11 protein-coding genes are annotated in these 13,888 nt (G+C 61.7%); 3 read left to right on the forward strand and 8 right to left on the reverse strand.

Translation table 11 applies throughout. The features are described 5' to 3' along the window. Window positions 1–16: 16 nt before the first annotated feature. Together CV013_RS06130 and CV013_RS06135 are read right to left on the reverse strand one after the other, a co-directional pair. A complete protein-coding gene (locus CV013_RS06130) occupies window positions 17–574 on the reverse strand; it encodes a TspO/MBR family protein (protein WP_102154354.1) in 558 nt (185 codons plus the stop codon). Window positions 575–651: 77 nt separating this feature from the next. Then, the gene (locus tag CV013_RS06135) at window positions 652–1,389 is read right to left on the reverse strand and encodes a TlyA family RNA methyltransferase (RefSeq protein ID WP_102154355.1); all 738 of its coding nucleotides are present in this window, start codon (window positions 1,387–1,389) and stop codon (window positions 652–654) included. 51 nt (window positions 1,390–1,440) lie between these two features. Here CV013_RS06135 and CV013_RS06140 point away from each other — a divergent pair, with 51 nt between their 5' ends. Beyond that, on the forward strand, window positions 1,441–1,995 hold the full coding sequence (locus tag CV013_RS06140; RefSeq protein WP_102154356.1) for a hypothetical protein: 555 nt from the start codon (window positions 1,441–1,443) through the stop codon (window positions 1,993–1,995). Between the two features lie 473 nt (window positions 1,996–2,468). After that, the gene (locus CV013_RS06150; RefSeq protein WP_102154358.1) at window positions 2,469–3,545 is read left to right on the forward strand and encodes a branched-chain amino acid aminotransferase; all 1,077 of its coding nucleotides are present in this window, start codon (window positions 2,469–2,471) and stop codon (window positions 3,543–3,545) included. Between the two features lie 56 nt (window positions 3,546–3,601). Here the strand turns inward: CV013_RS06150 and CV013_RS06155 are convergent, their stop codons facing one another. The 3 genes from CV013_RS06155 to CV013_RS06165 form a co-directional block, all read right to left on the reverse strand. Beyond that, a complete protein-coding gene (locus tag CV013_RS06155) occupies window positions 3,602–4,507 on the reverse strand; it encodes a DMT family transporter (protein ID WP_223805268.1) in 906 nt (301 codons plus the stop codon). Further along, entirely contained in the window at window positions 4,500–6,560 is a 2,061-nt protein-coding gene (locus CV013_RS06160; RefSeq protein ID WP_102154574.1) for an NAD(+) synthase, read from the reverse strand. Before CV013_RS06160 ends, CV013_RS06155 begins: the two co-directional genes overlap by 8 nt. 291 nt (window positions 6,561–6,851) lie before the next feature. Beyond that, complete coding sequence (locus tag CV013_RS06165; RefSeq protein ID WP_102154575.1) at window positions 6,852–7,856, reverse strand: DNA topoisomerase IB; 1,005 nt, start codon at window positions 7,854–7,856, stop codon at window positions 6,852–6,854. An 87-nt stretch (window positions 7,857–7,943) separates the two neighbouring features. Between CV013_RS06165 and yghU the strand changes: the two genes are divergently transcribed. Further along, the gene (gene yghU / locus CV013_RS06170; RefSeq protein ID WP_102154359.1) at window positions 7,944–8,789 is read left to right on the forward strand and encodes a glutathione-dependent disulfide-bond oxidoreductase; all 846 of its coding nucleotides are present in this window, start codon (window positions 7,944–7,946) and stop codon (window positions 8,787–8,789) included. 755 nt (window positions 8,790–9,544) lie between these two features. On the opposite strand, the gene CV013_RS06175 is transcribed toward yghU, so the two are convergent. From CV013_RS06175 to CV013_RS06185, 3 genes are all read right to left on the reverse strand, one after another. Beyond that, complete coding sequence (locus CV013_RS06175; protein ID WP_102154360.1) at window positions 9,545–11,188, reverse strand: acyl-CoA dehydrogenase family protein; 1,644 nt, start codon at window positions 11,186–11,188, stop codon at window positions 9,545–9,547. 5 nt (window positions 11,189–11,193) lie between these two features. Beyond that, window positions 11,194–12,399 (reverse strand): CoA transferase, encoded by a 1,206-nt coding sequence (locus CV013_RS06180; RefSeq protein ID WP_102154361.1) that lies wholly within the window; start codon window positions 12,397–12,399, stop codon window positions 11,194–11,196. Window positions 12,400–12,558: 159 nt separating this feature from the next. Next, window positions 12,559–13,710 (reverse strand): alpha/beta fold hydrolase, encoded by a 1,152-nt coding sequence (locus CV013_RS06185; RefSeq protein ID WP_102154362.1) that lies wholly within the window; start codon window positions 13,708–13,710, stop codon window positions 12,559–12,561. Window positions 13,711–13,888 lie beyond the last annotated feature (178 nt).

The raw sequence follows: 13,888 nt of genomic DNA on the forward strand, positions 1-13,888 counted from the left end.
AAGCGCGCTCGGCAAGTCAGATATTCATCCGCTGCACCGGCGCGGCGCCCTGCCCGGTAATCCCGCCTTCGGGGTTAAGCTGGAGAAATTGCCAGTTCAGCAACGTGGCAAAGGCAATCCACGCCAGATACGGCAGCAGGAGCAAGGCCGCGATACGGCGCACACGCCAGAACAGCACGATCGTCAGCACCACCAGCACATCGAGCACGGCGATCACCACCAGCGCGGTATCGATCCGATGAAACAGGAAGAACACCGGCGACCACGCCAGATTGACGATCAGTTGCACGACAAACACCGCAATCGCTGCGGCGCGCCAGCGGGCGCCCCACGCAGTGCAGACGACCGCCAGCGCGAGCCCCATCAGCACATAGAGCACGGTCCACACGATGCCGAACCAGATCGGATCGGGGAAAGTGGCGGGCACATCCAGCGATTGGAACCAGATACTGTCGGCACCGCTGCCCGACAATCGGCCCGAAAGGAAACCGAGCAGCATGACGAGCGGAACAGTGAACAACGCCCAGCGGATGAAGCTGGCGCGCAATTGTCCGCGCGATGCAATGCCGGTCATGTGTCCTCCCGGTTAGTGATTCGTTCACTCGATATTGGCCGCAGCCTTACTGCACCGCAACATGCAGGGCGCACATTTCATCCACGGTGTGCCGAGATGAGAAACTCCACATTGCCTTCGGGCCCGGTGATCGGGCTTTCGACAATGCCCTGCACTGCCCAGCCCAGCCCTTCGATCCATACCCGCACTTCATCGCACACCCGCTGGTGTAAGGCCGGATCGCGCACCACCCCGCCCTTACCCACTTCCTCGCGCCCCACTTCGAATTGTGGCTTGATAAGCGCCACGAGGCGGCACTGCGGAGCGGCAAGCTGGAGCGGACGCTCCAGCACTTTGGCCAAACCAATGAAGCTGGCATCGCACACGACCCAGTTGCACGGCGCGTCGATCATCTCCGGCGTAAGGATTCGCGCGCTGGTCTGCTCCAGCACTGTGACGCGCGGATCCTGCCGCAGTTTCCACGCCAGTTGGTTGGTGCCCGAATCGACCGCGAACACCCGCTCCGCCCCGTTTTGCAACAGGACATCGGTGAATCCGCCGGTTGAGCTACCGATATCCATCGCCACTGCCCCTGTCGGATCGAGCGCGAAGTGTTCGATGGCATGGGCCAGCTTGATCCCGCCGCGCGAAACCCACGGGTGGTCGCGCCCGCGCACATCGAGAGCGGTATCCTCGGCCATCTGGTGCCCCGGCTTTACCAGCTTGGTTTCCCCGGAAAATACGAGGCCGGCCATCACCAGCGCCTGTGCACGGGTGCGGCTTTCGGCCAGCCCGCGTTCCACGAGCAACTGGTCAAGGCGGCGTTTCTTCGTCATGGACCCAAAGCGCCTAGCGTGCGTTGCGCCAGAGTGGAACCAGGAGAGACGATGATTCGCCCAACCCGCCTGACATTTCGTTCTTCAATCGCCGTTGCGTGCCTGGTTGTGGCCGGTTGCAGCGCGCCCCGCATCGTGCCCACACCGGCACCGAAACCGGTGGAACAGGCACCCGCGCCGACTCCGGCGCCAGCCCCCGCACCCAAATTCGAAAACTGGATGGATGCGCCAGCCACGCCGGGGGACTGGAGCTATCGCTCGCTGTCGAATGGCGGACTCGCGCAATTCGGGGAGAAAGGTGCTGCACCTGTGATGTGGATGCAATGCGATCGCGGCGCTCGCACCGTCACCATCTATCGCGCGGGAGCCGCCGCTGGATCGTTGCCGGTTCGCATCCGTACAGAAACCGCCGATCGTGTGTTCAGCGGAAGCCCGGTTAACGCCGGTGGCCGTGGCGCAATCGCCACTGCCTTGCCCGCTGCATCGCCGTTCCTCGATGCGATTGCCATTTCAAAGGGACGCTTCGCCATCGAAACCGCAGGAATGGCCCCGCTCTATATACCGAGCTGGCCCGAAATAACGCGGGTGATCGAAGATTGCCGCTGAACGCAGCCAAGCATTTGTCGCAGAAATGAAATATCCGGCGCAATCAAATGCCGGAACAGACGATACTGACGTGGAAAAAGATTATTGCAAGACTTGTGTTGCGATCGATTTCGACTCACATTGCCAACCAGAGACTGACGGTGAACGCAGTTCTCTACCCGGCGGTGAAACGCGAAGGGTTTGGCTTTCTAGCGCGAAAGGAGGTGATCCGATGTCTCATGGTTCAGCAGGGAGGTCGGTGACGACCCGCGCGGAGCACTATCGGTAGTCTTCATTTCGCCGATAGAGGCTTCGTGAGCGGCTTCACTGGCCGCTGACCATGCGAAGGGCAGTTCCCGACGGGCGGAGCTGCCCTTCTCATTTATCGGCTTTCCTACATCCCCATTTTAGGTGCATCTGTGCCCATTCAGACTTGAAGCGGGCAAACTTCGTCTCCTCTTGCCCTGAATCGCCGGTGGCACTAGGCGCAATTTATGGAATTCACGCAGCGCCCTCATCCTTCGCCCACGCCTGCCAACCTTCGTGAACAGGCTATCGCCGATCCGGGGTTCGGCACTGTCTTCACCGATCACATGGTCTCGATCGACTATGAAGAAGGGCGCGGCTGGCACAACGCAGTGATCGGCCCGCGCGAACCCATCGCGCTCGATCCGGCGACCAGTGTGCTGCATTATGCTCAGGAAATCTTCGAAGGGCTGAAGGCGTATCAGCATCCCGATGGCAACCTCGGCCTGTTCCGGCCAGAGGCGAACGCACAACGGTTCAACGCTTCGGCGGACCGGATGGCGATGCCGCATTTGCCGGAAGATGTGTTCGTCGAGTCGGTACGCGAGCTTGTCCGCAAGGATGCCGACTGGTTTCCCACCGTTGAGGGCGGGTCGCTCTATCTGCGCCCCTTCATGTTCGCATCGGAAGCGTTTCTGGGTGTGCGTCCGGCAAAGAAATACAAGTATCTCGTGATCGCCAGCCCGGCGGGCAATTACTTTAAATCGGGCGTTCCGGCGGTCAGCATCTGGGTCAGCCGCGATTATGTCCGCGCGGCACCGGGCGGCACAGGCGCGGCCAAGACCGGAGGTAACTATGCCGCCAGTCTGGTGCCGCAGGCAGAGGCCATCGCCAAGGGCCACGATCAGGTCGTGTTCCTCGATGCGGTGGAGCGGAAATGGATCGAAGAACTGGGCGGAATGAACCTGTTCTTCGTGATGGACGATGGCACTGTCATCACCCCGCCGCTGACTGGCACGATCCTGCCCGGCATCACTCGCAACAGCCTGATTCAATTACTGAAAGAACAGGGTCTGACAATCCGCGAAGAACGCTACTCGATCGATCAGTGGCGCGCCGATGCCGAAAGCGGCAAGCTGGTGGAAACGATGGCCTGCGGCACCGCCGCCGTCGTCACTCCGGTAGGCAAAGTCGAAGGGCCAGATGGTGCCTTCACCATCGGCAGCGGTGGCCCCGGCCAGCTCACGCAGAAGCTGCGCGAAACGCTGGTAGGCATTCAGCGTGGCACAGTGCCCGATCCGCACGGCTGGGTCAGTACGATCTGAGCAAGCACTGCTGCCCCCTCCCCCCGTCGGTAACAGAGAGAGGGCGGCAGGATCCCTTACAACCGGCTCCGCACCAGATAGCGTTTGGCGAAAGTAGTGCTCGGCCGCAGCACGATCACCGACACGCCAGTAATCGCGATGCCCGCACCGATCAGCAGACGTGCACCGATGGGATCGCCCGTCAGCCATGCACCCAGCGCAATGGTGAACAGCGGCGTCAGCAGAGTCAGCGGGACGACCTCGTTCGTCTCATGCCGCTGCAACATCTGGTAGTAAGCGGTATGTGCGCCCACCGACACCAGCAACGATGCGAACAGCAGGCATCCGATAAGCTCTGCCGGATGGGCCGCGATCGGTGCCCACTGGTTGCTCTCGGTCGCCAGTGACAACGGCGCCAGCAGAACAGTGGAACCAAGCCCCGCCCATACCTGCAACCGGATTGAGCTGATCTCCAGCGGTTTAATGAACACAGCGCCCAGCGCGCCAACCACCGCCGACAGGAACACCAGCCACAGCCCGTCGGCGCTTTCCACACCGGCTGGCGATGATACTGCCACGATCACGCCCAGGAATGTCAGCGCGATACCCAGCGCGCGCTTCCACCGCACCCGCTCGCCCAGAAACAGGATCGCAAACAGCACCGTCAGCGGTGCGCCCGACAGGCTGACGATCCCCGATGCCGACGGGCTGGCATCGCGCAGCCCGACCGACAGCAAGGCAAACGAACCGCCACTGATGGCAATGCCGATGGCCAGCACTTTCCACAGTTGCCTGGGCACGGGCCGCAACAGAGGCAGCAAAAACAGCGTCACCAGCAGCGAACGCCCGAATGCATAGGCCAGCGGCGGCATACCCAGATCGCCCACCGCGATCTTGCTGACGACGACATTGAGCGCCCAGACCACGTTACACAGCACCAGTACCGCGACTGTGCCCAGACCAATCCCCTTATGTTCACTCATCGGGCACATTCCTACGTAATTCGTCGAGCCAGACATCGGCCACAGAGTCACTCGGTGCGCGCCAGTCGCCACGCGGACTGAGCGCGCCGCCCGCGCTTACTTTGGGCCCGTTGGGCAAGGCGCTGCGCTTGAACTGGCTGAAGCCGAAGAACCGGCGCAGGAAGCTCTCAAGCCAATGCCGGATCGTGGGCAGATCGTAAGAGTGTTTGGCTTCATCCGGGAATGCGAGCGGCCACTGCCCGCGCGCGGCATCGCGCCATGCGTGATAAGCAAGAAACGCCACCTTGCTCGGCTTCTGACCCCAGCGGATGACATGATGCAGGAAGAAGTCGTTCAGTTCGTATGGGCCAATGATGCTTTCAGTGCTCTGAATCGCGCCGTCCGCGCCGGGCGGCACGAGTTCGGGGCTGATCTCTGTCGAGACGATATCCTCCAGCACGGCATGGCAATCGGCATCGAACTGTTCGGTTCGCACCGTCCAGCGGATCAGATACTGGATCAAGGTCTTGGGCACACCTGCGTTGACACCGTAATGGCTCATCTGGTCGCCCACGCCATAAGTGCACCAGCCCAGCGCCAGCTCGCTCAGATCGCCGGTGCCGATTACCCAGCCCCCGTGCTGCCCCGCCAGCCGGAACAGATAGTCAGTCCGCAAACCTGCCTGCACGTTCTCGAACGTGGTATCGTACACGGGATGACCATCGGAAAACGGGTGGCCGATATCTTCCAGCATCCGCGTCGCAGCCGGGCGAATGTCGATCTCTGCCGCTGTAATTCCCATCGATTCCATCAGCCGCCAGGCGTTGGTCTTCGTCCCGTCGGAGGTGGCAAAGCCGGGCATGGTATAGCCCCGTATCGTCGTGCGCGGCAGACCCAGCCTGTCGCACGCCTTCGCCGCTACGACCAGCGCATGGGTCGAATCGAGCCCGCCGGAAATGCCGATCACCAGCGATTTGGGGCTGGTCGCTTCGATCCGTCGCATGATCCCATCGACCTGAATATTGAATGCCTCGAAACAATCGGCGTCGAGCATATCGGCCCTGTTCGGCACGAACGGGAACCGCCGCACGGGGCGGATCAGGCCAATGTCATGCTGTTGTACCGGATGGTCGAACGTGATTGTACGAAAGCGATCCTCTGGTCGCCCATGCTGCTCCGCCGCGTCGTTGAAGGTCTGCATCCGCATCCGTTCGGACAGAATGCGCGCGCAATCGACATCGGCGATACACAGTTCGGCTTCGAGGCTGAAGCGCTCGCTTTCGGCCATCAGCTCGCCCAGTTCGTAAATCATCCCCTGCCCGTCCCACGCCATATCGGTGGTGCTTTCCCCGTGGCCGGCAGCGGAATAGACATAGGCGGCCACGGCGCGGCTGGCGTGTGCGCTGCACAACATATGGCGTTCGTCGGATTTACCGATTGTGATGTTGGAGGCGGACAGGTTCGCCAGCACCGTCGCCCCGGCCAGAGCGGCATAAGTCGATGGCGGGATCGGTGCCCAGAAATCTTCGCAAATCTCCACTGCCACCCGGAAACCGGGAATATCGTTGGCAGCGAAGATCAGATCGGTCCCAAACGGCACCGTCTGGCCGTTGATCTGCGTTTCCAGCCCGACGATCGAGCGCCCGTTCGCGAACCAGCGCTTTTCATAGAATTCGCGATAGTTCGGCAGGTAACTCTTCGGCACCGCGCCCAGAATACGCCCGCGATGAATCGCCAGCGCGCAGTTATAGATACGTCCGTTGTGCCGCAGCGGCGCACCGATCAATAGCAAAGGCTGCAAGTCGGCACTGGCCTTTACAATCTCCGCCAGAGCGGCCTCGACCGCCTCGTGCAGCGCTGTCTGCAAGTGCAGATCGTCCAGCGCGTAGGACGACAGGCACATTTCGGGATAGACCACCAGATCGACATGGGCATCGTGCGCCCGCCGCGCCTCTTCCAGAATGGCGTCGCGATTGAAGGTAACGTCCGCCGTCCGCACTTTGGGCGTGGATGCGGCAATTCGCACCAACCCATGTGTGTGCAGCGCGAAAAACGGATGAGTCTGATCGGTCATGTCGGGGATATTCTCCGGCGAATGCGCGGGATGTTGAAACAATTGCAGCCAGTCTGCAGGATCGGCAATTCCCAGTTCCGCCAGCTTGCGCTGAACTGCGGCGCGGGGGATTTTTCCCTTGGTTTCCCAGCCATACACGGTGCGACTGGGCCAGGGTTGCGGGTCGCCATAGATACGCCCGAATTCCTCCGCCGTTAACGGAGGATCGTGGCATTCCCGCCATGCGCGGATTTTTCGACCTGCTTCATGCATAAACGATCAGTATCCCTTTCGGATACTGACTGCAAGCAATCACGCGGCCGACAACAGTTCAGCCGCACCTGGCCCGGTTTCGAGCAAGGAAAGCAGCGCCCGTTCTTCCCGCGAAAGCCATTTAGTCGCTCTTGGCATGTCCAGTGACCGTCGCCATTCCTCCTGTCGTTCGATCAGCGCGATAACGCCGGGATGAACATAACTGCGCCGCACCACAGCGGGGGTATTGCCAAGATGCTCGGAAACGATACCAAGCAATTCCTTCATGGTCAAAGTATCTTCTGCAGCAGCCAGTTCGGCCAATGCCATCGCACTCGCGTGCCATGTGCGGAAATTCTTGGCCGTAAAATGTTCCCCCATCGTTTCAGAGAGGTAGGCATTGACGTCGCTCGACGAAACAGCGTGATGATCCCCGTCCTCATCGAGATACTGGAACAATCGCTGGCCCGGCAGGTCTTCCATCGCCCGCACCACTTTGGCCAGGCTGGCATCCGACAGAACGACTTCGCGCTTCTTCCCTCCTTTACCTTTGTACCGCAGCTTCAGCGTCTTACCCGTCAGCTCGGCATGGCGGCGGCGCAGGGTTGTTGCGCCGAAAGACTTGTTCCGGCGAGCATAGCTGTCGTTCCCCACTCGAACCGCCCCCAGATCGAGCAACCGGACGACGCTCGCCACGGCACGTTCGCGGGTCAGGTGGCGGGACGCCAGGTCTTCCTCCACCCGCTTGCGGACAAGGGGAAGCAGATTGCCGAACGTGACACAGCCGTCGAATTTGTCGCTCTCACGCGCGGTACGAAATTCGGGGTGGTAGCGATATTGCTTGCGACCCCGCGCATCGATCCCGGTCGCCAGAATGTGCCCGTTGGGCGCGGGGCAGAACCACGCATCGCGATAGGCCGGGGGCAGCGCGACGGCATTGAGCCGACGCTTTTCCTCCTTATCGCGGATCAACCGACCTTCGGGATCGTAATATGCCCAGCCGGTGCCGCACCGTTTCCGGGATATGCCCGGCAGATCATCGTCCACATAGATCAGCTTCGTCATCGCGAAGCAGGAAACGGCGGGCATCACCTTGCGGTTCCTCACTATCGCCCCACCTCTCTGGCAGAAAACGAAAAATGGAGACCCGCGATGGCCGATCCCACTTATACCCCGCCCATAGTCTGGACCCACGATGCCGAAAACGACGGTCGCTTCGGCGGGATCAACCGCCCGACCGCAGGCGCACGGTTCGACAAGGAACTGCCTGTGGGGGAACACCCGTTCCAGCTCTACTCGCTCGGCACGCCCAATGGTCAGAAGGCGACGATCATGTTCGAAGAACTGCTCGCCGCCGGTCATTCGGATGCGGAATACGATGCGTGGATGATCGACATCATGAATCAGGATCAGTTCGGTTCCGGGTTCACCGCGCTCAACCCCAATGGCAAGATCCCCGCATTGGAAGACCGCAGCGGCCCCACCCCGTTCCGCGTGTTCGAAAGCGGAGCGATCCTGTTGCATCTGGCGGAAAAGTTCGATTTCCTGATCCCAAGCGAAAACCCGGCCCGCGCCGAAGTACTCAGCTGGCTAATGTGGCAGGTGGGAACCGCACCGTTCATCGGCGGCGGATTTGGCCATTTCTATGCCTACGCGCCGGAGAAATACGAATATCCGATCAACCGCTACGCAATGGAAACCAAGCGTATCCTGTCGGTCGCGGATCAACGGCTCGGGGAAACCCGTTATCTGGGTGGAAACGATTATTCGATTGCCGACATTGCCGCCTATCCCTGGCTGGGCGTGCTGGTGCATGGCGAGGCATACAACGATGCCGCCACATTCCTTTCGGTCGATGAATACGAGAACCTCGGCCGGTGGGTGGCGGAAGTCGATGCGCGACCGGCGGTCCGACGGGGGCGCACCGTCAACCGCGATGCCCTGCGCGAACGCCATGCGGCGAGCGATTTCGACAACGTCGATCCCGCACTGCTCTGATAACAGGGAAAATGTCCGGTGGAGCTACCCGGCGAGGCTAGGCTCAGGACTCATTACTGGCACCGTTGAGGTTTGAGGCAAAATGGCTCAGCGTAAGGAGAAAGGGCGCAGGAATATATCAATATTTCAAGACCTTTTGGCCCGGCGATGGGCCATTTTGGTCAAATCCCTGCGGGACGTTCAAATGGCTTCCACCTCAACCCAAACCGCCCTTGGAAAGGCATATAGCCTTCCCGGCGGGCAGTTTGGCCCGATATGTTCGCCATTTGGACGCCTCAACGGTGCCAGTAATGAGTCCTGAGCCTAAGGGGAAGACCGCCTCGCCGGGATGCACCATGATACGATTCGGTGTCGCGGGCGAAGGGGCAGCCGCCCGGCGACAATCGTGGTGCCGACCATGCCCCCTCCCCGATCGAACACGCTTCCCGCCAACCAGCGACGGCGGGCGTGTCCCAACGGGTAAGTCAGTGTTCTGGTTATCGCCCCCTTCCCCGCCGTCAAGAGAGGCGCCGCGGACGAGAAATTAGCCGTTTTCAAACACCTGATTGACGTAAACCGTTGAATTTCGGGGTTAGAGATTTGTCGGTCCTGCTTTGCCCATTGCATGACTTATCGCGTCAATAGAGGTGCTTAGCCAGTCAACAGCCACCCGGCGCAAGCCCATGAAAAATTGTCAGGAAATCGACGAACGACATGAAATCGCGTGCGGAATGCCCCGGGGTGCGCGCGAAGCCGCAGCTTAAACGCAAATCACTTCAGTTCTGTCGCCCGATCAAACCGCGCCCCACGACATGCGCCTGAATCTCTCCGGCCCCTTCGAAAATGTTGAGAATGCGCGCATCGCACAGCACCCGGCTGACTTCGTATTCCAGCGCATAGCCATTGCCGCCATGAATCTGCACCGCCTGATCGGCATTGCTCCACGCGACGCGGGCCGCCAGCAGCTTGGCCATTCCCGCTTCGATATCGCAGCGCTTGCCCTGATCCTTTGAACGGGCGGCGGCGTAGCTTAGTTCGCGGGCGAGCAGCAGTTCCGCCACCATCAGCGCCAGCTTGTCCGCCACGCGGGGGAAAGCGATCAGCGGCTTCGCGAACTGGCGCCGCTCCATTGCGTAGCTGAGGGCTAGGTCATAGGCATTCCACGCCACCCCGATGGCGCGAGCCGCAGTCTGGATGCGCGCCCCTTCGAATGTTCGCATCAACTGCTTGAAGCCCTGCCCCTCCTCACCGCCGAGCAGCCCCTCTTTCGCCACCGCAAAGCCATCGAAGCCGATCGCGTATTCCTTCATCCCGCGATAGCCGAGCACTTCGATTTCGGAGCCGTCGATGCCATCATCGGGGAACGGAACATCATCGGTTCCACGGGTCTTCGCGGCGAGCAACATCGACAGGCCGCCATATCCCGGCGTATCGGGATCGGTGCGGCACAGCACGGTCATCAGATCGGCGCGCGCGGCGTGAGTAATCCAGTTCTTCGCCCCGTCGATCCGCCAGCCACCGTCGGCCTGACGCGTTGCGCGGGTGCTGACGGAGGCCAGGTCGGAGCCGGTGTCCGGCTCTGTGAAAACCGCCGTGGGCAGAATTTCACCGCTCGCCAGCCTGGGCAGCCAGTGCGCCTTTTGCGCCTGCGTGCCCCCCGCGCCGATCAGTTCCCCGGCGATTTCCGACCGGGTGCCGAGAGAACCGGCACAGATCCATCCGCGCGACAGCTCTTCCGAAACGAGGCACATCGCCAGCTTGCCGAGGCCAAGGCCGCCGTATTGTTCCGCAATGCAGACCCCGAACACACCGAGGTCGGCCATTTCCTGCACCACCTCTATCGGGATCAGGGTGTCCGCCAGATGCCATTTGTGCGCGTGAGGCGCGATCCGTTCGCGCGCGAAACTGCGGAACTGAGAGCGGATCATGTCCATCGTGTCGTCACCCAGACCTTCGTCGGGAACGGCACCATCGGCCAACAGAACCGCAAGCGCCGCCCGCGTATCGGGCGTATTACCATCGGCAATAAAGCGCGCGACAGCGGGACTGGCCGCGAACCGGGCCGCATCATCGGCCACGCCCAGCGCGGCGGGGCGGGCGAATTCGCTCTGGCTCATCGGAACGCCGCCGATCAGTTGCGCGCAGTATTCCCCGAAACCGACGCGCAGCGCCAGTTCTTCCACTGCGCCAAACTGGCCCGCCTTGCCACATCGCTGCGCCCATGCGGAGACAGCCGCCAGCGCCTCCGCCGTGGTCGCGATCCACGCGAAGCCGTGGAGGATATGCTGGTGGCGGTCAGCCAGCGCCGGATCGACTTTGCCCGCCGGGGCCACCACCGCTGCGATCTTCGCCCGCACTGCGCCGACATAACTGTGTGCCGCCAGTGCCGCCGTATCGGACAGGTCAATCCACTCGTTCATCGTCGTCACCCCCCGGAACTCGCCGCAATACCCCGATCGATCAGATCGCCAATTGCTCCGCTCGACAGGCCGAGCACTTCGGCCAGCACCTGTTCGGTATGTTCGCCGTTGCGCGGGGCGGCCTGAGCGGGTTGCCGTTCTGCGTCGGGAACCGTCGCGAATGCGCCCGCTGCCGGATACGCAACGTCCGATGGATTGGCCGCAAAGGCAGAGAAGATTGGATTGTCCGCCACCAGACGCGGATCGTTCGCCGCATCCAGCATCGTGCGATAGGGGGAATGGACGATCCCGTTCGCATCGAATGCGGCCGCCAGATCGGCATGATCGCGCATCGCAATGGTCCGTTCGAACAGTGGATACAGTGCATCGCGATGGGTGAATCGCGCGCCATCGTCGGTCGCGAAAGAGGTGCCCCGCGCCTGTTCGATCCGCGCGACCTCTGTCGCAAGGTTCAGCACATCCAGCAGGTTGCGCCACTGGCGCGGGGTTACAACCACGATCATCGTCCGCACCCCGTCGGCTGTCACGAAATCGCGCCCGAACAAACCGTACACCGTATTGCCGAGCCGTTCGCGGTTGGCCCCGTTATACAGCACCTCTGCGATACCGCCGAGATTGGCCGCTGTTCCGATCGCCACATCGGACAGCGGAATACGCACTTCGCCGCCCTGCCCGGTCTGTTCGCGCCGCCGCATCGCCGCGAGCAACGCGAACGCCGCATATGCGCCGGACAGCAAATCCCACGCAGGCAGGACATGGTTGACCGGTTCCGGCCCCGGCCCCGTCATCATCGGATAGCCGACTGCGTTGTTGACTGTATAATCGAGCGCAGGCGAACCGTCGGCCCAGCCCATTACCCGCACTGTCACCAGATCGGGCCGCGCCTGCGCCAGTCGTTCGTGAGACAGGAATCCGTCAGTGGGAAAGTTCGTGATGAACTGGCCTGTCGCGCGCACCAGTTCCTGCAGGATCGCGCGACCTTCCTCGTTACCGAGATCCAAAGCAACCGACCGTTTCGCCCGGTTGAGATTTTCCCAATACAGCGAATCCCCGCCATCGGTCACCGGCCAGCGATGAAAATCCGGCCCGCCGCCAATCTGGTCCACCCGGATCACATCGGCGCCCATCTGCGCGCAATAGAGACCGGCGCTGGGCGACGCGATGAAGCTGGCGGCTTCGATCACGGTAAGGCCGCTGAGGAGCTGATACATCGCGCTATCGCCGGATCATGGCGGGCGGTGCGGGGCAAATCATCGTCAGGCTGCTCTCTCTATCGCTTTATCGTGGCCAACCGTAGCGCGATTTTCGCCAGCAGGTCCACCGGGATCGGTATAGGGATCGCAACTTGTTAGCCACTCAGGCTATGCCCGTCAGGCAAAATGCAACCGACGATATTTCCCGCGAAAATAGAGCAGGGGATCGCGCCGTGCATCGAATTGCGCCCGCTTAACTTCGCCCACCAGAATGAAGTGATCGCCGCCTTCGTGAACCGCATGGCGGCGACATTCGAACGCGCTGAGCGATCCGGCCAGTACCGGGGCACCGTTTTCGCCTTCGCTCCAGTCCGATGCAGCAAAGCGATCCTCGCCCTTACCGGCAAAGCGGTTGGACACCGGCTGCTGTCCGATTTGCAGGACATTGACCGCGAAGTGTTCTGCCTGCTGCAAGATCGGCCCGCTGCTGGCGGTGTTCGCGATACAGACGAGCAGCAGAGGCGGGTCGAGTGAGACGGAGGTGAAGCTGTTGGCGGTCAACCCGATCGGCGTGCCATCGGGCGACATCGCTGTGACAACCGTGATCCCCGTGGCGAAACACCCCAGCGCATCGCGCAAAGTCCGCGCATCCGAACCAGCGCGAAATTCCGACGGGCCGCGCGGTTGCTTTCGTTCGAGAAAATCGACCAGCAAGCCGTTGAAATCATCGGTCTGATCCGTGGCCAGCAATCGATCAACTTCGCCCACTTCCACCATTTCGCAATCGGGCAATGCCCGGACGAACTGTTCGGCATCGCCCGAGCTGTCATGGGGACTCAATGCGCCGCGCACGAACAGAGTGGGCAAGGCCAGCCGGGGCGCGACGGTCTCTATCTGCGATGCCAGATCGGCCGACACCGGGCCGCCGAACGCCTCCCCCTCAAAACGGGTGGGCATGTCCACCAGCACCAGCGCGGCGGCGAGCGAAGCGGCATCGTCCGCCAGCGCCACCATCGCGCTCCAGCCCGCCTGCATGGCCGCCACCACCACCGGCCGTGTTCCCACTTGCGCCAGAACCGCGCGCAAATCGCCAACATGGGCATCGAAATCGAAACGCCCTTCACCCGGCGTGCCGCTGCCGCCATGTCCGCGCAGATCGAGTGCGATCACCCGGCGACCGGCGCGGACCAGCGCGTCGGAAACATCGCGCCATACCACGCGACTCTGACCGATCCCGTGGATCAGCAGGATAGCCGGATCGTGACCATCGCCAACGACTTCAGCTTGCAGCGTCACGCCACCGAAGCCGTTGAAAGTCGTAATGGTCATCGTTGTTACCCGTTCGAATCCGCTGCCATGAAGGTGCGTGCAAGCCACCCCGCTGCGGCCCTATCGCACGTAAACTGCGCGGAACGCCAGACACTCCTTGCCGTGCTGTTGCTGTATCGTTCGAAGGATTGAGGCACTCACCGCATAATCTGGACAGGTCGACCAGAGACAATGCCTT

Source organism: Tsuneonella flava (genome assembly GCF_002870965.1).
Classification (GTDB): domain Bacteria; phylum Pseudomonadota; class Alphaproteobacteria; order Sphingomonadales; family Sphingomonadaceae; genus Tsuneonella; species Tsuneonella flava.